Genomic DNA, 24,439 nt, shown 5'->3' on the forward strand with positions numbered 1-24,439 from the left:
TTTTGCATTTATTTTGCGTCATCCGGCAACGCATAGGCGACAATATAGTCGCCCATCTTCGTGCCAAACGAACCGTGACCGCCCGCAGAGATGACAACGTACTGCTTGCCATTCACTTCATAGGTCATCGGCGTTGCCTGCCCACCGGCTGGCAGACGGCCTTGCCACAGTTTCTCACCGTTGGTCATGTTGTACGCGCGCAGGTAGTTATCTGCGGTTGCCGCGATGAACAGCACGTTACCGGCGGTGGAAATTGGGCCACCCAGCATTGGCATACCCATGTTGAACGGCACCGGAACCGGCATCGGGAACGGCATGCTGTCCTGCGGGGTACCAATACGTTTTTTCCACACGATCTGGTTGGTTTTCAGATCCAGACCGGAGATATATCCCCAGGCAGGCTGTTTACACGGCAGACCAAACGGAGACAGGAACGGATTCAGGGTCACGCCAAACGGTACGCCATACTGCGGCTGAATACCGGCTTCGGTACCGCTGCCTTTCGCGTCTTTCGGCTGCTCCATCGGGTTACCCGGACCACGTGGGATCAGTTTAGAGACAAACGGCAGCGCCATCGGGTTGGCGATCGCTACCTGGCGGTTAGGGTCAACGGAGATCCCGCCCCATTCGAACATCCCAAGGTTACCCGGGAAGACCAGCGTGCCCTGCTCAGAAGGCGGGGTAAAGATGCCTTCATAGCGCAGCTGATGGAACATTACGCGGCACACCAGCTGGTCAAACATGGTGGCACCCCACATGTCTGCGCCGCTGAGGTCTTTCTTCGGACGGAAGCTCAGTTCGGAGAACGGCTGCGTTTTAGTGACGTAATCGCCTTTAGCCGCGCCCTGAGGAACCGGTTTTTCCGGTGCAGGCACAACCAGCTCGCCGTTACGACGGTCCAGTACGAAGATGTTACCGGTTTTCGCCGGAGCATAAATCACCGGAACGGTTTTGCCGTTAACGGTAATGTCCGCCAGCGTTGGCTGGGACGGCATATCCATATCCCACAGATCGTGGTGTACGGTCTGGTAGCTCCACGCCAGTTTACCGGTGGTCGCGTTCAGCGCCAGAATGGAGCTGGCATAACGTTCCTGCTCAGGGGTACGGTTACCGCCCCAGATATCAGGCGTGGTCACGCCCATTGGCAGGTAGACCAGATCCAGCTTCGCATCATACGCAGCCGGTGCCCAGGAGTTTGGCGAGTTGAAGGTAAAGGTGTGTTCATCAGACGGGATCGCATTAGGATCTTTCGCGCCCGGATCGAAGGCCCACAGCAGTTTACCGGTATTCACGTCGAAACCACGGATAACGCCAGAGGTTTCGCGGGTGGAGAAGTTATCCGTGACCGAACCAGCAATCACGATGGTTTTATCAGTGATGATTGGCGGTGAGGTGGGTTCATACAGACCCGGCGTGGTGTCCGGCATGTTGGTCTGCAGGTTCAGGATACCTTTGTTGGCGAAGGTTTCGCACAGCTTGCCCGTTTCGGCGTTAATCGCGAACAGGCGGCCATCGTTCACCGGCAGCATAATGCGGCGAGGACAGTCGGCAATGACGTCCGGGCTGGCATTATCCGCACGCGCTTCGTGGTAAGAGACACCGCGGCAGGTGATGTGCTGGAACGACGGGTTGGAGTTCAGCTGCGGATCGAAGTGCCATTTCTCTTTACCGGTGGCCGCGTCGAGCGCGAACAGACGCTGGTGCGCCGTACACAGATAAAGCATGTTGCCCACTTTAATTGGCGTCACTTCGTTGGTCAGTTCACCCGGATCGTTTGGCATCTTCAGATCGCCGGTACGGAATACCCAGGCTTCTTTCAGGTTTTTCACGTTGTCCGCGTTGATCTGCTTCAGCGGGGAGTAGCGCTGACCTTCCTGGTTACGGCCATACGCTGGCCAGTCGCCGTCAGCCACCTGCGAGATAGCCGCCGCAGGGGTGGATTCTGCATTCAGCGTACCGTTGATCTCCTGCGGGTCGTTAAAGCCGGCCCAGGTCAGGATACCGCCACTGATTAGCAGAGCGACAAGCAGCGCCGCAACGGCACCGCTGGAAGGCACAATCAGGCGACGCCAGACGAACGGCAGGATCAGCCAGATACCGAAGAAGACCAGAATGTCGCTGCGTGGCGTCAGTGCCCAGAAGTCGAACCCGACTTCCCAGACGCCCCAGATCATGGTTGCGAGGAGTAATGCCGCATAAAGCCACAGTGCGGATTGTTTTCTACGCCAGAGCAGAACAGTTACGCCAAGCATAACCAGGCCCGCAATGGGGTAGTACCAGGAGCCGCCAATTGCGACCAGCCAGACGCCACCGATTAACAGGTACAGGCCGCAGAAGGCGGCGAATAACGCTGTTAGTGTCACCAGTAGACGCGGCTGTTTAGAGTTTGTTTCAGCCATAGAAAGTGTACTCGTCAGTTTTTGTTAATAATTTGCTAGCAACTAATTATAGGTATTAACAAGTGTGATCGGAATCACAATATTTGCTTTTTATAACTCATACGCCAGGCTTAGCCATTTGCTGATATAATGGCTGGCTTGCGTATCGATGCCGGAATAACACTCATCCGCATTGAGAGATTTTCATTAAAATCATATGGTTAGTAATATGAAACATACTGTTGAAGTGATGATCCCGGAAGCCGAGATCAAAGCGCGTATCGCCGAACTGGGTCGTCAAATCACCGAACATTACAAGGACAGCGGCAGCGAAATGGTGCTGGTTGGTCTGTTGCGTGGCTCTTTCATGTTCATGGCAGACCTGTGCCGTGAAGTGCAGGTGTCACATGAGGTCGATTTTATGACCGCCTCCAGCTACGGCAGCGGCATGTCCACAACCCGTGATGTGAAAATCCTGAAAGATCTGGATGAAGATATTCGTGGCAAAGATGTGTTGATCGTCGAAGACATCATCGACTCCGGTAACACGCTTTCTAAAGTGCGCGAGATCCTGAGCCTGCGTGAGCCGAAATCCCTGGCCATCTGTACTCTGCTGGATAAACCAGACCGCCGTGAAGTGCAGGTACCGGTGGAGTTTGTTGGTTTCTCTATTCCGGACGAGTTCGTCGTCGGTTACGGTATTGACTACGCGCAGCGTTACCGCCATCTGCCGTATGTTGGGAAGGTTGTGCTTCTGGACGAGTAGTGCGGCCTGGTGCCCTCACCCCAGCCCTCTCCCACAGGGAGAGGGAGAAAATCCCCGCTTTATTTATGGTTCACATGCTTAAGCTTGAGGTTGGCAATGCCCGAACGGTAACGCTGCTCCAGCGTTTCGCGGTTGGTGGCGGTCACTTCCAGATTGCGCAGCAGGCCGTCGTGAATGCCGTACGCCCAGCCGTGGATAGAGACCTTCTGCCCGCGCTTCCACGCTGACTGCATGATCGTTGAATGACCCAGGTTATACACCTGCTCCATCACGTTCAGTTCACACAGCGTGTCCATCCGGCGCTCCTGCGGCATTTCACCCAGCAGTGAGCTATGTTTGAACCAGATATCGCGGATGTGCAGCAGCCAGTTATCGATGAGCCCCAGTTCCGGGTTTTCCACAGCGGCCTGCACGCCGCCGCAGCCGTAGTGACCGCAAATAATGATGTGCTCGACCTCCAGGACGTCTACGGCGTACTGAACGACAGACAGGCAGTTGAGATCGGTATGAATCACCAGGTTGGCAACGTTACGGTGAACAAACAGTTCGCCGGGCTCAAGGCCCGTCAGTCGCTCAGCCGGAACACGGCTGTCGGAACATCCAATCCAGAGAAAGCGTGGATTCTGCGCTTGCGCGAGCTTTCCAAAAAAACCGGGGTCTTCCTCCACCAGCATTTTTGACCATAGTGCATTGTTGCTGATGAGTGTATCTATGTTGTTCATGGAGGTTAGCGACCTGTAACCAAGTGATTGCGTTGCGCTACTATAGGGTAACCCGACTTTTAATGAAACCACACAACGTGTGTCAGAACCTAAGGTAAGTTTAATTCATGGCGATTGCACTGGAGCTTGAGCAGCTTAAAAAAACCTATCCGGGCGGCGTTCAGGCGCTACGCGGGATAGATCTCAAAGTAGAAGCGGGGGATTTCTATGCGCTTCTGGGGCCGAATGGCGCGGGGAAATCGACGACCATCGGCATTATCAGCTCGCTGGTCAATAAGACCTCTGGCCGGGTCTGCGTGTTTGGCTACGATCTGCAAAAAGATGTAGTCAACGCCAAACGTCAGCTCGGTCTGGTACCGCAGGAGTTCAACTTCAACCCGTTTGAGACGGTGCAGCAGATCGTCGTCAACCAGGCGGGCTACTACGGCGTTGAGCGAAAAGAAGCGTTAGCTCGCAGCGAAAAGTACCTGAAGCAGCTTGATCTATGGGAAAAACGTAACGAACGTGCGCGTATGCTGTCTGGCGGCATGAAGCGCCGTCTGATGATTGCCCGTGCGCTGATGCATGAGCCAAAACTGTTGATCCTCGACGAGCCCACCGCCGGGGTAGATATTGAGCTTCGTCGCTCAATGTGGGGGTTCCTGAAAGATCTCAACGACAAAGGCACCACCATTATTTTGACGACGCACTACCTTGAAGAAGCGGAAATGCTGTGCCGCAACATCGGCATCATTCAGAACGGCGAGCTGGTGGAAAACACCTCAATGAAGGATCTGCTCTCGAAGCTCAAATCAGAAACGTTCATTCTGGATCTGGCGGCAAAAAGCGCGCTGCCGAAGCTTGAAGGGTACCAGTATCGCCTGGTCGACACCTCCACGCTGGAGGTGGAAGTATTGCGGGAGCAGGGCATTAACAGCGTCTTCTCCCAGTTGAGTGCCCAGGGCATTCAAGTTTTAAGTATGCGTAACAAAGCGAACCGACTGGAAGAGCTGTTTGTCTCTCTGGTGCAGGATAAACAAGGAGACAAGGCATGACGCATCTATATTGGGTCGCGCTGAAAAGCATCTGGGCGAAAGAGATTAACCGCTTTATGCGCATCTGGGTACAAACCCTGGTGCCGCCGGTGATCACCATGACGCTCTATTTCATCATCTTCGGTAATCTGATTGGTTCCCGCATTGGTGAGATGCATGGCTTTACCTATATGCAGTTTATCGTTCCGGGTTTGATCATGATGGCGGTGATCACCAACGCCTATGCCAACGTGGCTTCGTCTTTCTTTAGCGCTAAGTTCCAGCGCAACATTGAGGAGCTGCTGGTGGCACCGGTGCCAACGCATGTGATCATCGCGGGTTACGTCGGCGGTGGTGTGGCGCGCGGCCTGTGCGTCGGGATACTGGTGACGGCTATCTCCTTGTTCTTCGTGCCGTTCCAGGTGCACTCCTGGCTGTTCGTAGGGCTGACGCTGCTGTTGACGGCGATCCTGTTTTCGCTTGCCGGTCTGCTGAACGCGGTGTTTGCCAAAACGTTTGACGATATCAGCCTGATCCCGACCTTTGTGCTGACGCCGCTGACCTATCTGGGTGGGGTGTTTTATTCCCTGACGCTGCTGCCGCCGTTCTGGCAGGCGTTGTCGCACCTGAACCCGATTGTCTACATGATCAGCGGTTTCCGCTTCGGCTTCCTCGGCATTACTGACGTACCACTGTTCACTACCGTTGCGGTGCTGGTGGTGTTTATCGTCGCCTTCTACCTGCTGTGCTGGTACTTAATCCAGCGCGGACGCGGACTGCGCAGCTAACCTTCCGCCCGGTGACTTTCTGGTTGCCGGGCCTTTTCTTTGACTGTTATCACCGTAAGCTAATCTTCACTTCGCTAAACTACTCGCCTGCTAAGAGAGAGTTATGCTGGGATGGGTCATTACCTGCCACGATGAACAGGCGCAGGAGATGTTGATAAAGCTTGAAGCCAGGTTTGGTCCACTGGCGCAGTGTCGTGCGGTGAATTACTGGCAAGGTCTGAGCACCAACATGCTGAGCCGGATGATGTGCGATGCCCTGCATGAAACCGACACTGGCGAAGGCGTTATCTTTCTCACCGATAAATCTGGCGCAGCGCCGTATCGCGCGGCTGCTCTGTTGAGCCACAAACACGACTGCTGCGAAGTGATCTCCGGTATTGATCTTCCCCTGCTTGAGTTAATGTATCCACGGCGTGAATTATTAAGCAGCGCAGAGTTTCGCGATGCCATCGTGGCGCAGGGTGAGCCGGGCGTCAGCAGCCTGTGGCATCAGCAGCAGAAAAATCCCCCCTTCGTTCTTCTTCACGACCTGTATAAGAATTAAACATTGGTATTGATGGTGCATTTGTTACAATGGCACCAGTTTATTCGTACCGATATCACATACATGTTCACGCGTATTTTGTTCCTGTGCCTGCTGGTTCTCTCTGGCGGGGCATCAGCCAGTTTATTAAGTCAGCAAGGTCTTCCAGCCCAGTACATGCAAACCACTGAAGATGCGGCTATCTGGGCGCAGGTGGGAAACGAGGTCGTTAACGTCGGCCATGTCAGAGCCGGACAGATCCTTGCCGTTGTGCCTACCGCTGCAGATTATTACGAGTTTCGCTTCGGCTTCGGGACGGGATTTATCGATAAAGGCCATCTGGAGCAGGTGCAGGGAAAGCAGCGCGTTGAGGACAGCCTTGGCGATCTTAATAAGCCGCTCAGTAATCAAAACCTGATCACCTGGAAAGACACGCCGGTGTACAACGCGCCGTCCAGCGGCAGTGCGCCATTCGGTACGCTGAGCGCCAATTTGCGGTATCCGGTTTTAAGCAAACTCAAAGACCGCTTAAACCAGACGTGGTTCCAGATCCGTATCGGTAATCGCCTGGCATGGATCAGCAGCCTGGACGCGCAGGAAGATAATGGCCTCCCGGTGCTGACCTACCATCATATTCTGCGTGATGAAGAGAACACGCGCTTCCGGCATACCTCTACTACCACCAGCGTGCGCGCGTTCAATAACCAGATGGCCTGGCTGCGTGACCAGGGGTATACCACCCTGACGATGTATCAGCTGGAAGGGTATGTGCGTAACAAACTGAACCTGCCGGCCAAATCGGTGGTGATTACGTTTGATGACGGGCTAAAGTCCGTAAGCCGCTATGCTTACCCGATTCTGAAAGAGTACGGGTTTAACGCCACGGCGTTTATCATCTCATCCCGCATTAAGCGACATCCGCAAAAGTGGGATCCGAAATCACTTCAATTTATGAGCGTTCAGGAGTTGAAGGGCATCCAGGACGTGTTTGACATTCAGTCCCACACGCACTTCCTGCACCGCGTGGATGGTAACAAGCATCCGATTCTACTGAGCCGCAGCTACCACGTGATTTTGTTTGATTTCGAACGCTCGCGCCGGGCGCTGGCGCAGTTTAACCCGCGCGTGCTGTATCTCTCTTATCCGTTTGGTGGCTATGACAATAAAGCCATAAAAGCCGCGAATGACGCCGGTTTTCACCTCGCAGTGACAACGGTAAAAGGGAAGGTCAAGCCGGGGGATAATCCGTTCTTACTGAAACGCCTGTACATCTTAAGAACGGATTCGCTGGAGACCATGTCGCGGCTGATCAGCAACCAGCCGCAGGGGTAAGCTATTCGTAAGTAAACTGCAGGGTGCCGATGGCGCTGAACGTGCCTGAAGTGACTTTTTCTGTATCAGACTTAACTAACCTGGCCGTAAGTAACCAACTGAATATCGTGAGGGTAGTATTATCTTGTGCGGTATAGCTGCTAGTTGAATTAGGCACTATCTGCCTGTTGTTCGGCCACTTCAGTAACACGCCCACGCCTTGTGCCGCGTTCGACGATGCGGTGTTGGCGAGTAATGAGCCATCGGTCCCGGTTGTTTTACTGGTGGTCAACGTCACGGTGACTTTACGGGTGTTGGTGCAATTCCCTGTCACCCCAAAATCGGCGTTTATGGTTTTATCGTTCTCGATATCGGATACACCATAATCCCCCAGGTCTACGGTTTTGGGAGCCGTGAGCGTGCAGGTGGGTTTTTCTATTGGTGTAATGAAGGCCATATTGGCTATGGTAATGGTCGGTTTGGGATGATCGTCTGGATCGGATCCCACCGGGTCTCCAATGGTAATTTTTCCAATTGTTCCACCAACCGGGCCAATAGATACTACGTTAGCAGGAATACCGGCAAACGTGGGAAGTTGGTAAAATTCGACCATGGCCCGCCAGGCGCGATTATCCAGCAGCTCATCCTGGTCATTCATGTGTAATGCAAGAAACCAGCTCGTACTGGGAGCGAAATAGGCCGTGGCGGTATTGTCTACTGTGCCAAAAGCCAGAGCATAGGCTATTCCGGTTACATTGGTTTTGAATAAAGCTTTACCATCAATACTGCCGACTAACAGACTGGCGTCTGCCAGGGTGAAAATGTTTTCGCCATGTTTTCCTATCGTGCATTTACTACTTAATCCGGGGCTCAGATTCAGGCGATATAGCGAGCTGATTTTTGTAGGAACAGCGACATTATCCACGATTTGCAGGGTCGGCTTTGCGCCATTATAGTCGCCGATGGACTGCGTGTCGCCAAATCGAAATTTACACTCAATATCTGCATGGGCGTAAAAAGCGTTCATGGTTAAAAACATAAATAAAATGATAAAACCGTTAAAACGTGGGGACACGGTTATCCCAGGACGCTGTGCCATAATTCTTCCTTTTAGCGTTGCCTGTTAGCGATATGTCACGCTGACTAATGCGCGCGCGGTCACTTTTCCTGCGCTGACCGGGCCGTAATTTTGGTAGCGGGCGTAAAAGTTATACGCTTTCAAATAGCTTTGTTGGTCTGATGGGGTCGCTATTTTGACCTCCACATCAGACTGCCCCTCGCTGTCGAGGACGTTTTGATTATTGGATTCAGAAAAAATAACAATCCCCACGTTTTCAGCGCCGCCAGCAAGGGCGGATGTTTCATTACTGAATATCTGTTTTGAAATCCCATCAATTTGGGCAGACTGCGGTTTAAAGGTAAAGTGCAGCGCTTGCCCGGATCCCGATTCATCCCCGCTGCAGTCCACAACCTGAATCATAAAGCGTGTTCCTCCCGCGGGGTCTGCTGGTTGAAGTCGATCGGTGCCCTCCGCGGTGTAAAACCACGGTTTCCCCACCGTTGGCAGCGTTACGTTTCCACTTTCTGGAATACTGACCTGACACGTATTGTTGATAATGTTTGCCGTCATATCCATTTCCAGGCTGGAGGCAAAACCCGCTGCGGGAAACCCCATGCAGAGGGCCAGCCATGACATCGCATTTCTTAAGATTAAGCGGGACTGGCACATCCTGTTTAAGCTACCTGTCTGAATAAACATTATTGATAGGTCACGGTAAACGTCACGGGCGCATTGACCGAACCTGTCGTCACGTCCGAAATCGTTTTACCTTTTGCAATGACGATGCGCGCATCCATTTCAAAATTCCCCGTCCCGTTAGACAGATTGATGACAGACGTCGGGACAGTGGCGCAGTTCAATATGGAGCCTGAGTCGACAGAGCCTTTCCAGATTTCAAAACCGACGTTATGCCCGGCTGCATATGCGTTACCAGTACACGACCCGCCTGCACCCGGCATGGCCTGAATGGCGGCGTTTTTTACCCCGGCACAGTTCGTGAAGGCGATTTTGAAGGTTTCTCGTCGGCTCTGGCTCACCAGGTCAGACTTAAACACATCGCCAAACGGCAAAATGTCAATGGGGGCTCCGCTGGCGTTTTGAATCTCCGCGTTACAGGTCCCGGCCTCAATGGTGGATGTAAACGTTGCCTGCACGCTCGTCGTCCCCGTAATCGCACTTAACGCAACGGAAGGCAGGGTGGCAGTCATTGCAAGCACCAGTAATGTCATTTTCATTTTCATATCAACGCTCCGCATTGCTGCCAGTTATTCATAGGTGAAATTAAACGTAGCGATACCGCTAAAATTGCCGGTCGTGCCCTGGCCGTTTGCGGTTTCCACCAGCGTTGCCAGAAGTGAAACTTCGCCAGCACTTATCTCTCCGCTCGACCAGACGAGGCGCTGTGTATCGGTGGATGAATTAATGACGAAGGGGGTATTCGGGGTGGCGGTACGGGAAATCGCCACGCCAATATTTTCCGCACTGCCGTCGCCGGAAAGTGAGTTCTTAATTGCCGTCGTCAGCGTGCTGGCGCTACCGCTGATGGTGGTTTTCAGCGATGCCAGACTCGGCGGGCATGAGACCATTTTGAGTTTAAAGTTGGTCGTGGCTTTGGCATTTTTCAGGATGATGTAATCCAGGCGCACCTTGCCGTTAGTCCCTATTGGGATCACATTGCTGGTGCCATCACCGCTGCCGCCTTCGATTTTCATATCGCAGGTGGTATCACGGATATTTGCGGTAAAGGTGATATCGAGATTATCGGCGTGTGTTTCCAGCGACAGCGCCATTAGCCCCGTGCTTAAAATAACTAACCCTGTTTTTTTCCAGGCTCTAAAAAGCATGTTTTAACTCCCTTTATAAGGCTGTGACGCGGCAGGTCTGGCCCGTCAGCAGCGTTGTCGGTCCAATCTTTCTCGCATCCGGTGGGATGTGGTAGGAGACGGTACAGGATGTGCCGGGCTCATTTCCCCAGACGATGTTTAACGTCCCTTTATCTTCAATTCCGCGGATCCAGGCCTGCCCGGCCTGACCCACGCTACCCACGGATACGCCTTGATCGGTTTGCACATCGGCGCCTAACGGGATAAACCCGCCATCGTCACGCATCAGTTCCATTAACACTGAGCGCCCCTGATCGGTTTCAAAGTTAACCAGCACAACGGCACCGCTACGGGGAACGGTGGTGGAGCGGGTATTTTTCACTTCCACGTCTGAGTGCATTTCACTGATATCTAGACCAACGCTGTTTTCACGGTAGGCGGACAGATAGGGCATAAGGGCATAGCCTGAGGCGCCGATTTCACCGTTACCGATAGAGACGCGGGCGCCTTCTGCCCCCTCAGCTTTAATTAAGGCAAGCGTATCGCTTTCGCTGATGCTGCCAGGGGCGAGTGTTACGCCACCGGAGTGCAGAACCATCCCGCCGCTATAGCTGGCAGAATATTGTCGTGTACCGTCATCTGAGGCGGAGACGGAAAGGCTTAGCGGTCCATGCGGGCCGTTGTAACTGCCGTACCCGCTTAACTGATTTAACGTATCGTCGTAACGCGTGGTGCTTTCGGTAATGCTGTAACTGAAACGGTTATCTTCGGTGTTGCCATTGGCGCTGGCGTTAAAGCTACTGCCGCCTTTTAAATCGCTGCCGATGCCTGTCGTGAGTGAGGAGAATCCACCCGCTCGCTTGCTGTTACCCATCAGCGTGTCGAATGGAATTGTGAGGTTCAGATAGACGCTGTCATCTTTTTCCCCAAACTCATTGTAGGTGCGCTGCACGGTGAGGCTATAACTTCCCCAGCTTAACGAATGACTATGGCCAACCGAGTATTGCGCCGACGAACTGCTTTCATTCCAGTAGTCCTGCCAGGTTGAGTTGACATACAGCGATCCCAAATCAAGATCGGCAATATTCAGCGGTTGGCTGATATTCACCTGGATCTGGTTTTTCATGCGCTGGAAGGTCTGATACACGTCGCTGTTGTTACGTTCCGGGTTACGCTCCCTGTCACGGTATTTGATCTCATTGGTCAACGAGGCCGCATCGTTCAGGCTGAGATAGTCAGAGGTCGAAAAACGGTAGGCGGCGACGTTGAAAGAGGTATTCGTGGCTTCCATGAGTTTGCTGTAGGAGATGCGATAACTTTCGCCCGTGAGATGTCGTAAGCCGTCTATCCGGGCATCCGAATGCGTGACATCAAGGGCGAATGCGCCGACTCCGGTATTCATGGCAATACCCAACAATGCGGCGTAGAAATCGCTATCGGTATATTCCAGGCCCGCATACCCCGTGAAGGTATTGGTTAAGCCATAGTAGCCCGTTGCATATCCCACCTTTGGTTTGTCACGCAGGCTGTCGTCACGCAGTTCACCCACGCCAACATCCCATCGGGAGTAGCCAGGACGAAGCATTTGTGCGACGGAAGAATAGGCGACTGAGAAGGAACGTTTGCTCCCATCCGTCTCTTCTACCGTGACGATGAGATCGCTACCGTAACCTGTTGTACTGAGGTCGGTGATTTCAAACGGTCCTGGGGGGACGGAGGTTTCGTAAATCGTATTGCCGCTTTGGGCGATCGTGACTTTGGCGTTGCTGTTTGCAACCCCTCGGATCACCGGCGCATAGGTCGATATACCATTTGGAAGCATACGGTCATCGTTATACAAACGCGCCCCGCGCAGGCTAATGGAATCGAAGGCGTCGCCACGGGTATAGGAATCGCCGGCGATAAACTGCGCTTTCAGCGGCGTGATATCACGCTGAAGATAGATATCCTGGCTGGCGTAATGGGTACCGGAATCCTGATCCCAGTTCAGGTTGCCTCGCGCCCGGAGTCGCCATGGCCCAAGGTTTGCCCCATAGCGCAGACCAGCATAGGCCGTATCAGTGCTGGAATCCGGCATGTCTGCGTGCCAGCCGTTAAGATCCCATGAGAGCATGGCCACCGGGATCCCGTCTTCCCACAGTGAAGGATCGACAAATCCCGCTGGACGCTGAATGACGAAAGCCTGAGGAATGGAAAGGTCTAACTCCTGTGTGGAGGGATCGTAAGCCACACGCGAGCCGGGATAGGCGTCTGGCATAGAGACACAGGTGTCAGCAGAATCCTCCTCAGGGTGTTTCAGTTGCTCGGTGGTGACATTTGCCTGCGTGAGTAGTTTCGGGGTGATGCAGGGAGTGGCGCGCGGTGTGCCATTCTCCTTAAACAGAAGATCCGTGGTAACGGAAGGTTTCCCGTTTACGATCATCTTCACCTTATAGGTTCCGGCAATAACAGGGTTGCCTTTTGAAAAACGACTGATATCAATGGATGCGCCAGTGTTATAAAGAAACTGCTCGTTAAACTGCACGTCTTCTTCGTTATTATTTTCAGCAGCAAATGCACATAACGGCAATACCGCACTTATCGATAAACATAGTAGCGAACGTCTAAAGTGCATGATGAACTCTGTCCCAGGGCAACGCTAATTATAGTTTTTGTGAATGTTCTGAAGCTGACAGGGAATCAATGCGGTATAGACTCATACTTATCAATTCCACCGAAATCATTAATGGCTTGCCAGGTTATTTTGCTATTTCCGGATGAAGTGTAATTTTTCACATTCATCGTCTGGCTTGAGAACGGTTCAATATAATGCGTTTCGATCTCGTAACTTTTACCGCCTGAAATAAGCGCCGCACTTGCCAGCGACACATAATAAGGCGAGTCATTTTTCGCACTTAAAACGATTTTTTGCCCTTGTCGGGTTTGGGACCACTTAAGATTTTTGGCCGCGTCTGTCGGTTCCCCTTTTAACCCAGTGGGACGGAAAAAGAGTTTAATACGGGTGCGGAAAGCAAGCTGAAGCATACTTTGGTTATCGCTCTCCTTAGCCTTCGGCGGAACTTCCAGAACGTTAAACCAGAACAGCGACTCTTTATCTTTTGGCAATGCCTGACCCAGCCAGGTGATTCTGACGGTTTGCCCTTTTTGCGGTTCAACACGCGAAACAGGCGGCGTCACAATAAAAGGCAGTTTCAGCTCCTGAGGGTTAGTGGTATCTCTTCCATCATCGAGCCAGGTCTGTACCAGCAGAGGCCGGGTGCCACGGTTATCCATTGACACCGTTACGTCTTTTGCCGATTCAGGATAAATGACACGGGTGCCGGAAATCACAATATCTGCACTGGCGTTAAGAGCAAACACGCTCATCGAGGCCAGCAGCAGGGCTTTTAGTCCGCTCTTAATATTCAGTACGTACATGTAAACTCTCAATAAATACGCAAAAATGTGCCCAACAGGGCACATTAACGGGAGGGATAAAATTATTCGTAGCTCATGGTGAAGTACGCGTTGGCGCTGACTTTACCTGACTGCACTGGGTTCGTGTCTTTCACCCAGTTGGAACCCGGAACGTATGCAACGCGGTAGAACAGCTTGCCGGAACCGGCGGTGAGATTGGCTTTCTGCGTATTATTAGCAGGCTGGCCGACCATAATACGAGAAGATTCGGTAGGGGCATTATTATACAAGGCAAGTGCAACGTTGGTTGCTGAGCCTGCTACGTTGGCGTCAGGTTCAATAGTACCGTTTGCAATGGCACCCATATTTTTTGACATAAAGCTTGCTGAAGCAGTCTTTAATGTTCCTGGGCAGTTGGTGAGCAGCAGTTCAAAATTCTTAGAGCCGACACCGGTATCGACGGTGGTTGATTCAACATCAGATTTTTTAACAACCGGTAAGGTAATAGTAATATTATTTTGTGATTCGCCATTGGCGGTGGAAATATTACACGTTGTGTCTGTTACCGCACCGTCAAAGGTGATTAAACCGATATCGGTGTCTGCTATTGCTGAAAAAGAACCCATTGCAAACAAAGTTACAGCTGAAGCTAATAACGTTTTTTTTAACATAATTTAAATTCCATTTAAAAACATTGTACAGATTTAATTTAAGCAAAATGATGATAGGGATCTATGAATGGGTTGGGTATTTAAAATTGCTAAAAGCCATTATTAGAAAAATTGAATGTTTGATAAGTTATTGAAAATGATCTTTAAATTTGTTTTGAATGAACGGAGAGAGACGATTTTTATTGCAGCCAAATTATATTGGATTGTTTAGATTATAAATGACAAAGATCATTCCTTTAATTATATCATTCAGAATAATGTTTTTTTTAAACCAAGAGAAACGCTGAGAGAGGAGAAAATAGGGGAAATAAATAGAGGAGAGGCTATGTATACAAAAAAAGGATGTTTTCTTTACCTTTGAGGAGCGGAACCTGAAGGCTCCGCTCCTGGCGGCATCAGGCAACCTGCACCGGAATCGCCTTCGCGGTGCGTTTCATCTCGTTGTCGCCTTCAAAATAGGCGACTTTAGGCTGCCAGCGGCGCGCCTCTTCGTCGGACATCATGACGAAGCTCGCGATGATCACAATATCCCCTACGTCTGCACAGTGCGCGGCGGCACCGTTAACGGAGATGATCTTAGACCCGCGCTCTGCGGCAATCGCGTAGGTGGAGAAGCGTTTGCCGTTGTTCACGTTCCAGATGTCAATCGCTTCGTTTTCAAGAATACCCGCCGCGTCGAGAAAATCCTGATCGATCGCGCAGGAGCCTTCATAGTGCAGGTCGGCCTGCGTGACTTTCACACGGTGAAGCTTACCTTGCAGCATTTTGCGAATCATTACGTGTACCTTTAATCATGCGTTAACCCCTCCTGTAAGAGGGGAGGGTAAGAAGGTTATGCCAGTTCAACCACTTTGTTGTCGATAAGGCGCGCCTGGCCGAGCCATGCAGCCACCAGAATAACCGCGCGCTTGCTGGCGTCGGTTAACTCAAGCAGCGTGTCAGCATCACGGATTTGAATATCGTCAGCGCGGAAGCCTTTATCGTTCAGCGCTTGTTCAGCCAGGGCCACGATCTCTTCAGCGGTCAACTCTTTCGCCGACAGTTGCTCTGCCATGGTATTCATGACTTTGCTTAATCCTGGGGCAATCTTACGCTGGTCAGCGGTCAGATAGCCGTTACGGGAGCTGAGCGCCAGACCGTCTTTGGCACGTACAATCGGCACGCCCACGATCTCGATATCATAACCCATGTCGGCAACCATCTTACGGATCAGAGCCAGCTGCTGGAAATCTTTCTCACCAAAGCAGGCAACGTCCGGCTGCACCAGATTGAACAGCTTGCTGACGATGGTAGACACGCCGCGGAAGTGGCCTGGACGGCTGGCCCCTTCGAGCATGGTCGAAATGCCCGGGACATCAACGTACGTGGACTCTTCCGTACCCTGAGGGTAGACATCTGCAGGTGCCGGCGCAAAGACGAAGTCCGCATGGCGCTTTTTCAGCTTCTCGCAATCTTCCTGCAGCGTACGAGGATAGCGCGCCAGGTCGTCCGCGCGGTCAAACTGCATCGGATTAACGAAGATACTGACCACCACGATATCTGCACGGGCTTTCGCTTCGTCGACCAGTTTCATATGGCCGTCATGCAGGTTACCCATGGTCGGGACCAGTGCGATACGTTTACCTTCCTGTCGTGCACGGCGAATATGCTGGCGAAGCAGCGGCAGGGTTTCAATGATTAGCACAACGAGACTCCTTAATGGAAACTGTGTTCTTCACCCGGGTAAACACCGGATTCGACGTCGGCAATATACTGCCTGACCGCGGCGCGCATGTCGCCCGCTTCAGTAAGGAAATTTTTGGCGAATTTCGGGATATGGCCGCCGGTGATGCCAAAGGCGTCGTGCATCACCAGAATCTGACCGTCGGTCACGTTGCCAGCCCCAATCCCGATGACCGGAATAGACAGCGCGTCGGTGATGCGTTTTGCCAGCTCAACCGGTACACATTCCAGCACCAGCAGCTGTGCGCCCGCCGCTTCCAGCGCGAGAGCATCGTCAAACAGCGCCTGCGCGGCATCACCGCGGCCCTGCACCTTGTAACCGCCAAAGATATTGACGGACTGTGGCGTAAGGCCCAAATGTCCGCACACCGGCACGGCGCGTTCGGTGAGCATTCTTACCGTCTCCACCAGCCAGGCGCCGCCTTCGATTTTGACCATATTAGCACCTGCGCGCATCACGGCCGCCGCATTGTCGAAAGCCTGCTCCGGCGTGGCGTAGGCCATAAACGGCAGATCGGAAAGCAGAAGGCAGGCAGGTGCACCACGGCGCACGGCTCGGGTGTGGTAAGCAATATCCTCGACCGTGACCGGCAGGGTAGAGTCATGTCCTTGTACCGTCATCCCTAACGAGTCCCCGACCAGCATGACGTTGATCCCCTCTTCGGCAAACAGTTTGGCGAAGCTGTAGTCATATGCGGTGATGGTGGCGAAGCGTCTCTTTTCCTGTTTGCATTTCTGCAGTAAGGAGATGGTGGTTGGTTTCATACTGTTTCCTGATAACCCAAAGCGAATCTTTGCGCATTCTAACAGTAACATTCGAGGGAACAATGATTTTAGGTCGTCTATTAGCCGCAATTATTTTGTGGCTAATGCGCGGGGGCACAGGCTTACCAGCGAGCGGGTTTTTCTGCGTGGAGGTTGTCCAGGATCTCCCTGAGCGGGATGCCGTCCGGGAAGGTGAGATCGGGGGCGACTTCAAACAGCGGCCAGAGCATAAATCCGCGATTTTTCATGTCGTAATGCGGCACCGTCAGGCGTGAAGTGTTAATCACCTCGTTGCCAAACAGCATGATGTCGAGGTCAAGGGTACGTGGCCCCCAGCGCTCTGCTTTACGCACGCGACCCTGTTGCAGCTCAATGCGCTGGGTGTTATCAAGCAACGTTTCGGCATCCAGCGCGGTGTCCAGCACCACGGCGGCATTCAGGTAATCAGGCTGATCCTGCGGGCCGAGCGGCGGTGTACGGTAAAACGAGGAGACCGCCACAATGCGGCTCTGGGGGATCTCACCCAGCGCCTGAACGGCAGCATTAACCTGCTCCAGAGGAGAGGCCAGATTGCTGCCGATAGCGATATACGCGAGGGTCATGCCGTGCCTTCGCGACGCGGTGCGCGCTTGCGCGGACGACGGTGACGACGACGCGGCGCCGGCTCTTCATCAAGGCCAGTGAGCATGTCTTTCTGCTCCGGCGGTGCGGAGACCTGGAACTCGGCCCACCACTGCGCCAGACGCTGCAGCTCCTGGTTGCGTTCAATTTCAGCACGCAGAGAGAGCAGATCAAAGGCCGCGCGGAACTTAGGATGCTCCATCAGCTTCCAGGCGCGTTTGCCCTGACGACGGGACATACGCAGCTGAAGCTGCCAGATATCGCGCACCAGCGTGGTAATACGTTTCGGAATGGCCAGCGTACGGCAGCCTTCGTCCAGTACGTCGTTTGCCGCCAGGGCAAAAGCGTCATAATAGGCGAGGCCGCTTTCCTGGGTAATGCGCTGAGCCGTTTCCAGCAGCGGATACCAGAACATCGCCGCAAACAGGAACGCCGGGTTCACGCGCATATCGTTGCGGATACGGGTGTCGGTATTCTTCAGCACCTGCGCAATCATGCGTTCCATTGGGCTGTCACCATTTTCGGTGAAGTAGCGGGTAATGGACGGGAATAACGGCTGGAAAAGGTTGTATTCGCGCAGCAGGTTATAGGTGGCAAATCCGTGACCGGCTTGCAGCAGTTTGAGCGCTTCTTCGAACAGGCGGGCTGGCGGTACGTCATTGATAAGCGTCGCCAGACGCGGGATCGGCTCTGCCGTCTCCGGGCTGATGCGCATATCCAGCTTGGCGGCGAAACGCACGGCGCGCAGCATACGCACCGGATCTTCGCGATACCGGGTTTCCGGCGTGCCGATCAGGCGAATCAGGCCCTCTTTCAGATCCTGCATGCCGCCGACGTAATCACGCACGGTGAAATCCGCCACGCTGTAGTAAAGGCTGTTGATGGTGAAATCGCGACGCTGGGCATCTTCTTCGATCGAACCGAAGATGTTGTCGCGCAGCAGCATACCGTTCTGGCCACGCTGGGAAGTTGTGCGATCGGATGCGCCCGCTTCGTGGTGACCACGGAACGTCGCCACCTCAATAATTTCCGGCCCAAACATGACGTGTGCCAGACGGAAACGGCGGCCAACGAGACGGCAATTGCGGAATAATTTACGCACCTGTTCGGGCGTGGCGCTGGTCGTCACGTCGAAATCTTTGGGTTTTTTGCCCAGCAGTAAATCACGTACTCCACCGCCAACGAGATAGGCCTCGTAGCCCGCTTTATTCAGACGATAGAGCACCTTGAGGGCATTTTCACTGATATCTTTGCGGGAAATATTGTGCTGCTCACGCGGGATAACCGACATCTGTGGTTGCGCAATAGCGTCATTCGCCATGCTCTCTTCGCGGCTTAGCACTTTACGGCAAAAATTAGCGACTCGGGTAAAAATGGTACACCTCGTAGTGTGTTTTGTTATGAAAAAAGCGGCTAATCATAGCTCAGCGCAACGCATTTGAGAATGCTGGATTTTTGGCACGCTCGTGAGCGACCAGGTGGCAACGGCCAGTTTCAGCAATTCGTCAATGGAAAGATCCTGCCATTCGTTGGTTACATTCTGGTTGAGAAATCGTAACGCGTCGATCAAAACGGGGCGCGGATCGCCCTCTGGCAGGGCGGGGGCGTGGTTTTGCTTCGACAGCTTATCGCCCCGCTCGTTGACGGCCAGCGGCAGATGAATGTAATCCGGTGCCGTCCAGCCAAACTGGTGATACAACGCTATTTGCCGCACCGTAGGTTCAACCAGATCGGCTCCGCGCACAATTTCGGTGACGCCCTGAAAGTGGTCATCCACCACCACCGCCAGGTTATAGGCAAACAGCCCGTCACGGCGGTGGATAATAAAATCTTCCCGTGCCAGCCGTTCATCCGCATGAATGTCGCCAGAGAGCAGGTCGTTAAAGTGGAGCACAGGGGCACGCTGGATCAGGCGAACGGCGGCGTTTTCCGGGCCGTGGTTGAGCGTGCGGCAGTGGCCGTCATAGACGCCCCCCACGCTCTGTATGCGCGCGCGGGTACAGGTGCAGTTATATGAGAGCCCTTGCTCAGCGAGCCAGGCCAGACGTTCCCGGTAGGCGTCGTGACGTGTTGATTGCCAGACAACGTCGCCGTCCCAGTGAAGACCGTAATGTTCCAGCTGACGCAGAATGGTGTCTGCTGCACCGGGAACTTCACGTGGAGGATCAATATCTTCAATGCGGACGAGCCATTTACCCAGGCGTGCGCGAGCCTGCAGGTAGCTGCCGAGAGCGGCAATTAACGAGCCGAAATGTAATTCACCGGAGGGGGATGGCGCGAAGCGCCCGATATAGTGAGATTCAGACATATCAACAGTAATAAGGCGGGAGAGACTCCCGCCTTTGGAGTGGGTAAACAGGACCGGGATTAACCCGCCATCTGTTTTTCGCGGATTTCTGCCAGCGTTTTACAGTCGATGCACAGATCGGCGGTCGGGCGCGCTTCCAGGCGACGAATGCCAATTTCAACACCACAGGATTCGCAGTAGCCAAAATCTTCGTCCTCGACCTTCTTCAGCGTTTTTTCGATCTTTTTGATCAGTTTGCGCTCGCGGTCACGGTTACGCAGTTCAAGGCTGAACTCTTCTTCCTGAGCGGCACGGTCTACCGGATCCGGGAAGTTAGCCGCTTCATCCTGCATATGACTAACGGTGCGATCGACTTCATCCCTGAGTTGATTACGCCATGCTTCAAGAATACGCTTGAAGTGCGACAGCTGGGCTTCATTCATATACTCTTCGCCCGGTTTCTCTTGATACGGCTCCACCCCAGCGATGGCGAGAATACTCAGGGACGATGTTTTACGGTTTTGCCCTTCTTGCATGTTGCTTCTCCTTAACACGCACTATCGATCCCCGTGTTGGGGGAAAAATCAGGTCGCTATAAATAGCAGATGCTTTTCCGTATGGCAATTATCTAAACGTAACACTTGACAAGCCTGTGAGGAAAAGCGTATTTGCGCACGCGGCCAGAACACTTATTCATCAATCGTCTATTCCCTTATAAGACAATGGGAAGAGAGGATCTCAGAGTCATATTATCGGCAGAAAGTTCCGCTTTATAAGCCAAAACCTCTACCCCCTGCTTTTGTGCCTCATTCAACAATTGCGCGTATTTAAGATCAATATGGCGGGCTGGAGAAAACCGTTCAATGGCTGAGTGCAAAACCGCAAACAGCAGTACGGCGCGTTTGCCCGCCGCCGCAACACTCATCAGCTCCCGCAGATGCTTTTGTCCCCGTAGCGTGACTGCATCCGGGAAATAGCCGTTTTCCTGATCCGCTAACGTGACTGATTTGACTTCAATATAGCACTCGGGACGGTCTTCCGCCTGTAACATAAAGTCAATTCTGCTGCCTTCATCGCCATATTTCACTTCAGATTTATGGGTGCCATAACCCACCAGTTCGGGAAGGGTTCCGTTAGTCAGAGCCTCCTTAACTAATTGATTCGCGCGCAGGGTGTTAACGCAAATAAAAGCCCCTTGTTGGGTTTGCGTCATTTCCCAGGTGTGAGGATATTTGCGTTTAGTATTTTCTGAAGTGGAATACCAGACCGTGTCACCCGGTGTCGCACATCCCGTCATTGCCCCGGTGTTGGGGCAGTGCAGCGTTAACGGCTCCCCTTCAGGGGTGACGACATCAGCGAGAAAACGCTTGTAGCGTTGAATAAGCGTGGCGTGTTGCAGTGCAGGACTAAACTTCATCAGAATTCCTTAGGGTATCGCCCAGCGTCCAGCGCTGGAGCGGCGTATAGCGGGTGCGTCCTTGTGAAAAAACAGATTCGTACAGCGCGAAAGAGGTCACCGGAAAGGCCCAGTGAAATCCCGGTGGCGGGATAGCAACGGCCTGACCGGCATCGCGCAGTAGGGTAATGTGAGGATGAAACGGCTGTGGGCTCTGGTAACACCCGCTGCGTGCCGCCTGGGCGCGCAGCATATTCGCAAGCTGTAATAATCCGCGCGGCGGCTGGCGCGTGCCCAGCCAGACGACGCGGGAGCGGAGCCACTGCCCCGCATCGTCAAGGGTCAGCGTAAATCCCGGCTGGGAAATCCGACCGGCCATCGCCGCCAGGGCGCGCTGTTTCTCGCCGCTGACGTCGCCCAGAAAAGCCAGCGTCAGGTGGAGGTTTGCCGCAGCAACCGGGCGGCCCGCTTCGGGCGGGAAGTGTTCGGCGCGCCAGCGAACAATTTGCCGTTGGATCGGCGCGGGAAGCTCAATGGCGAAAAACAGTCGTTTCGACTCAGACATACAGGGGACTCGGTAATGATATGCGCCGATGCTACAATGTACGCCGACTAATGTTAACCCTCTGGAGCTGTTAGTGTCCTCATTGCCGGTCGCCGTCGTCCTTCCTGAACTGCTCGCTGCCTTGCAGGATGCCCCGCAGGTTTTACTTAACGCCCCTACGGGTGCCGGTAAATCCACCTGGCTACCGCTGCACATTCTCAACGCAGGCATTATCAGCGGGAAGATTATCCTGCTGGAGCCGCGCAGGCTGGCTGCGCGCAACGTGGCGCAGCGCCTGGCGGAACTGCTGAATGAAAAACCGGGCGAGACGGTAGGCTACCGTATGCGCGCCGAAACCTGCGTCGGCCCGTCCACGCGGCTTGAAGTGGTGACCGAAGGGATCCTCACCCGTATGCTGCAAAACGATCCGGAACTGTCCGGCATCGGGCTGGTGATTCTGGATGAGTTCCACGAGCGCAGCCTGCAGGCGGATCTGGCGCTGGCGCTGTTGCTGGACGTCCAGCAGGGGTTACGGGACGATCTCCGACTACTCATCATGTCGGCCACGCTGGATAACGAGCGGCTACAGCAGACGTTACCGGATGCGCCGGTCATCACCTCCGAAGGGCGCGCGTTTCCGGTTGAGCGCCGCTATCAGCCGCTTCCTGCCCATCAGCGTTTCGATGAAGCGGTGGCGATCGCCACGGCTGATTTGCTTCGTCAGGAATCCGGTTCGCTGCTGCTGTTTTTGCCGGGCGTTGGTGAAATCCAGCGGGTGCAGGAGCAGCTTGCCGCCCGCGTGGGCAGCGACGTATTGCTTTGCCCGCTCTACGGCGCACTGTCGTTGAGTGACCAGCGCAAGGCGATACTTCCCGCGCCGACGGGGCAGCGTAAAGTGGTACTGGCCACCAATATTGCCGAAACCAGTCTGACCATTGAAGGCATTCGCCTGGTGGTGGACAGCGCCCAGGAGAGGGTAGCCAGTTTTGACCCGCGCACCGGGCTGACAAAGCTGCTGACGCAACGCATCAGCCAGGCGTCGATGGTTCAGCGAGCTGGCCGTGCCGGGCGTCTTGAGCCGGGCATCTGTTTACATCTCATCAGCGCAGAACAGGCCGAACGCGCGGCTGTGCAGAGCACGCCGGAAATTTTACAAAGCGATCTTTCGGGGCTGATCATGGAACTGTTGCAGTGGGGTTGCCCCGATCCCGCGCAGTTAACCTGGCTCAATGCGCCTCCCGCGGTAAACCTGGCGGCGGCGCGCGCGTTGCTGACCCAGCTAGGGGCGCTGGACGGCGAAAGGCTATCATCACGTGGGCAGAAAATGGCCGCGCTGGGTAACGATCCCCGGCTGGCGGGAATGCTGGTGGCCGCGCAGGGGGATGATGAAATTGCTACCGCGGCGAAACTGGCGGCTATCCTTGAGGAGCCGCCTCGTGGTGCAAATTGCGATCTGGCGCAGGCCTTTTCACGTAATCAGGGGAACTGGCAGCAGCGAGCGCAGCAGCTCTGTAAACGGCTTAACAGCCGTGGTGGTACGCCGGACGCTGACAGCATTGCGCCTCTCCTGGCGCAGGCATTTGCCGACAGGATTGCGCGTCGTCGCGGGCTGGATGGACGCTACCAGCTGGCAAACGGCATGGGGGCTATGCTGGACAGCGATGACGCCCTGACGCGCCATGAATGGCTGATTGCGCCGCTCTTATTGCAGGGTAGCCACTCGCCCGATGCCCGAATTTTGCAGGCCGTGGCTGTGGATATCGATGCCCTCACGCGCGCTTGTCCGCAGTTGCTTCAGCAGTCCGACATCGTCGAGTGGGATGATGCGCAGGGCACCCTGAAGGCATTTCGTCGTAGCCAGATAGGTAAACTGACCCTGGGGACGAAGCCGCTGGCAAAGCCATCGGAAGAGGAGTTGCACCAGGCAATGCTGAACGGTATTCGTGAAAAAGGTTTAGGTGTTCTGAACTGGACCCCGGAGGCCGAGCAGTACCGTATTCGTCTGCACTGCGCCGCGCGCTGGTTGCCCGAGTATGCCTGGCCGGCGGTGGATGATGACACGTTACTTGCGTCGCTGGAAAGCTGGCTTCTGCCGCAAATGAGCGGTGTACACTCGCTGCGGGCGTTAAAAGCGCTTGATGTTAAGGTCGCGTTACAGAATTTACTCGACTGGTCGTTACGTCAACGTCTGGATAGTGAACTGCCAGGGCATTACACTGTGCCGACCGGCAGCCGGATTGCCATTCGTTATCACGAGGATAATCCACCGGCGCTGGCGGTACGGATGCAGGAGATGTTTGGCGAGGCGACCACGCCATCCATTGCCGAAGGGCGCGTGCCCGTGGTGCTTGAGCTGTTGTCACCTGCGCATCGCCCGCTGCAGATTACCCGCGATCTGGGCGCATTCTGGGCGGGGAGCTACCGTGAAGTGCAAAAAGAGATGAAAGGGCGTTATCCCAAACATGTCTGGCCGGACGATCCGGCGAATACGGCACCGACACGGCGGACGAAGAAATATTCGTAAAGGGGAGTGCGGCCTGATGCCCTCACCCCGACCCTCTCCCACAGGGAGAGGGAGAAAAGCAATTTTGAGAGATTTCTTCTTTCACAGGTCAGTGGAAGAAATGAGAATCGGGCCTTTGCGCCTGAACGT

24 protein-coding genes are annotated in these 24,439 nt (G+C 54.0%); 6 read left to right on the plus strand and 18 right to left on the minus strand.

All coding sequences use genetic code 11. The features are described from left to right. Window positions 1-8: 8 nt before the first annotated feature. Window positions 9-2,399, minus strand: coding sequence for a glucose/quinate/shikimate family membrane-bound PQQ-dependent dehydrogenase (locus ECL_RS04485; RefSeq protein ID WP_013095613.1), 2,391 nt, complete (start codon window positions 2,397-2,399; stop codon window positions 9-11). A 208-nt stretch (window positions 2,400-2,607) separates the two neighbouring features. On the opposite strand from ECL_RS04485, the gene hpt reads away from it, so the two are divergent. After that, complete coding sequence (gene hpt, locus ECL_RS04490) at window positions 2,608-3,144, plus strand: hypoxanthine phosphoribosyltransferase (protein WP_013095614.1); 537 nt, start codon at window positions 2,608-2,610, stop codon at window positions 3,142-3,144. A gap of 59 nt (window positions 3,145-3,203) precedes the next feature. Here hpt and can read toward each other — a convergent pair whose 3' ends face one another. Beyond that, a complete protein-coding gene (gene can / locus ECL_RS04495; protein ID WP_013095615.1) occupies window positions 3,204-3,866 on the minus strand; it encodes a carbonate dehydratase in 663 nt (220 codons plus the stop codon). A gap of 107 nt (window positions 3,867-3,973) precedes the next feature. On the opposite strand from can, the gene ECL_RS04500 reads away from it, so the two are divergent. The 4 genes from ECL_RS04500 (at window position 3,974) to ECL_RS04515 (ending at window position 7,522) form a co-directional block, all read left to right on the plus strand. Further along, a complete protein-coding gene (locus ECL_RS04500) occupies window positions 3,974-4,900 on the plus strand; it encodes an ABC transporter ATP-binding protein (RefSeq protein ID WP_013095616.1) in 927 nt (308 codons plus the stop codon). Next, the gene (locus ECL_RS04505) at window positions 4,897-5,667 is read left to right on the plus strand and encodes an ABC transporter permease (protein ID WP_013095617.1); all 771 of its coding nucleotides are present in this window, start codon (window positions 4,897-4,899) and stop codon (window positions 5,665-5,667) included. Before ECL_RS04500 ends, ECL_RS04505 begins: the two co-directional genes overlap by 4 nt. Window positions 5,668-5,770: 103 nt before the next feature. Further along, window positions 5,771-6,211 carry a PTS sugar transporter subunit IIA gene (locus ECL_RS04510; RefSeq protein WP_013095618.1) on the plus strand — a complete coding sequence of 147 codons (441 nt, stop codon included), beginning with the start codon at window positions 5,771-5,773 and terminating at the stop codon, window positions 6,209-6,211. Between the two features lie 63 nt (window positions 6,212-6,274). Continuing rightward, complete coding sequence (locus ECL_RS04515; protein WP_044159517.1) at window positions 6,275-7,522, plus strand: polysaccharide deacetylase family protein; 1,248 nt, start codon at window positions 6,275-6,277, stop codon at window positions 7,520-7,522. 1 nt (window position 7,523) lies between these two features. Here the strand turns inward: ECL_RS04515 and ECL_RS04520 are convergent, their stop codons facing one another. From ECL_RS04520 to thpR, 16 genes are all read right to left on the minus strand, one after another. After that, window positions 7,524-8,600, minus strand: a complete 1,077-nt coding sequence (locus tag ECL_RS04520; RefSeq protein WP_013095620.1) for a fimbrial protein StkG — start codon at window positions 8,598-8,600, stop codon at window positions 7,524-7,526. Window positions 8,601-8,624: 24 nt separating this feature from the next. After that, window positions 8,625-9,260 (minus strand): fimbrial-like protein, encoded by a 636-nt coding sequence (locus tag ECL_RS04525; RefSeq protein ID WP_306497511.1) that lies wholly within the window; start codon window positions 9,258-9,260, stop codon window positions 8,625-8,627. Then, window positions 9,260-9,802, minus strand: a complete 543-nt coding sequence (locus ECL_RS04530) for a fimbrial protein (RefSeq protein ID WP_013095622.1) — start codon at window positions 9,800-9,802, stop codon at window positions 9,260-9,262. The genes ECL_RS04525 and ECL_RS04530 overlap by 1 nt, the downstream gene beginning before the upstream one ends. Window positions 9,803-9,826: 24 nt before the next feature. Next, entirely contained in the window at window positions 9,827-10,405 is a 579-nt protein-coding gene (locus tag ECL_RS04535; protein WP_013095623.1) for a fimbrial protein, read from the minus strand. A 13-nt stretch (window positions 10,406-10,418) separates the two neighbouring features. Then, complete coding sequence (locus ECL_RS04540) at window positions 10,419-12,998, minus strand: outer membrane usher protein (protein ID WP_013095624.1); 2,580 nt, start codon at window positions 12,996-12,998, stop codon at window positions 10,419-10,421. A gap of 65 nt (window positions 12,999-13,063) precedes the next feature. Then, complete coding sequence (locus ECL_RS04545) at window positions 13,064-13,801, minus strand: fimbrial chaperone (protein ID WP_013095625.1); 738 nt, start codon at window positions 13,799-13,801, stop codon at window positions 13,064-13,066. Window positions 13,802-13,863: 62 nt separating this feature from the next. Further along, complete coding sequence (locus ECL_RS04550) at window positions 13,864-14,451, minus strand: fimbrial protein (RefSeq protein WP_013095626.1); 588 nt, start codon at window positions 14,449-14,451, stop codon at window positions 13,864-13,866. 395 nt (window positions 14,452-14,846) lie between these two features. Beyond that, window positions 14,847-15,227 carry an aspartate 1-decarboxylase gene (panD, locus tag ECL_RS04555; RefSeq protein ID WP_003856284.1) on the minus strand — a complete coding sequence of 127 codons (381 nt, stop codon included), beginning with the start codon at window positions 15,225-15,227 and terminating at the stop codon, window positions 14,847-14,849. Between the two features lie 56 nt (window positions 15,228-15,283). After that, window positions 15,284-16,135 carry a pantoate--beta-alanine ligase gene (gene panC / locus ECL_RS04560; protein WP_013095627.1) on the minus strand — a complete coding sequence of 284 codons (852 nt, stop codon included), beginning with the start codon at window positions 16,133-16,135 and terminating at the stop codon, window positions 15,284-15,286. An 11-nt stretch (window positions 16,136-16,146) separates the two neighbouring features. Further along, window positions 16,147-16,938 (minus strand): 3-methyl-2-oxobutanoate hydroxymethyltransferase, encoded by a 792-nt coding sequence (gene panB, locus ECL_RS04565; RefSeq protein ID WP_013095628.1) that lies wholly within the window; start codon window positions 16,936-16,938, stop codon window positions 16,147-16,149. A 122-nt stretch (window positions 16,939-17,060) separates the two neighbouring features. Beyond that, on the minus strand, window positions 17,061-17,540 hold the full coding sequence (gene folK, locus ECL_RS04570; RefSeq protein ID WP_013095629.1) for a 2-amino-4-hydroxy-6-hydroxymethyldihydropteridine diphosphokinase: 480 nt from the start codon (window positions 17,538-17,540) through the stop codon (window positions 17,061-17,063). Continuing rightward, a complete protein-coding gene (pcnB, locus tag ECL_RS04575) occupies window positions 17,537-18,934 on the minus strand; it encodes a polynucleotide adenylyltransferase PcnB (RefSeq protein ID WP_072193776.1) in 1,398 nt (465 codons plus the stop codon). The genes folK and pcnB overlap by 4 nt, the downstream gene beginning before the upstream one ends. A 42-nt stretch (window positions 18,935-18,976) precedes the next feature. Continuing rightward, window positions 18,977-19,867: a tRNA glutamyl-Q(34) synthetase GluQRS gene (gene gluQRS, locus ECL_RS04580; protein WP_013095631.1), complete on the minus strand. Its 891-nt coding sequence runs from the start codon at window positions 19,865-19,867 to the stop codon at window positions 18,977-18,979. Window positions 19,868-19,926: 59 nt separating this feature from the next. After that, window positions 19,927-20,382 (minus strand): RNA polymerase-binding protein DksA, encoded by a 456-nt coding sequence (dksA, locus tag ECL_RS04585; RefSeq protein ID WP_013095632.1) that lies wholly within the window; start codon window positions 20,380-20,382, stop codon window positions 19,927-19,929. Between the two features lie 176 nt (window positions 20,383-20,558). Further along, on the minus strand, window positions 20,559-21,263 hold the full coding sequence (gene sfsA, locus ECL_RS04590; RefSeq protein ID WP_013095633.1) for a DNA/RNA nuclease SfsA: 705 nt from the start codon (window positions 21,261-21,263) through the stop codon (window positions 20,559-20,561). Next, window positions 21,253-21,807 carry an RNA 2',3'-cyclic phosphodiesterase gene (gene thpR, locus ECL_RS04595; protein ID WP_013095634.1) on the minus strand — a complete coding sequence of 185 codons (555 nt, stop codon included), beginning with the start codon at window positions 21,805-21,807 and terminating at the stop codon, window positions 21,253-21,255. The genes sfsA and thpR overlap by 11 nt, the downstream gene beginning before the upstream one ends. A gap of 73 nt (window positions 21,808-21,880) precedes the next feature. On the opposite strand from thpR, the gene hrpB reads away from it, so the two are divergent. Beyond that, window positions 21,881-24,310: an ATP-dependent helicase HrpB gene (gene hrpB, locus ECL_RS04600; RefSeq protein WP_013095635.1), complete on the plus strand. Its 2,430-nt coding sequence runs from the start codon at window positions 21,881-21,883 to the stop codon at window positions 24,308-24,310. Window positions 24,311-24,439: the final 129 nt, after the last annotated feature.

It is taken from the genome of Enterobacter cloacae subsp. cloacae ATCC 13047 (assembly GCF_000025565.1).
Lineage (GTDB): Bacteria > Pseudomonadota > Gammaproteobacteria > Enterobacterales > Enterobacteriaceae > Enterobacter > Enterobacter cloacae.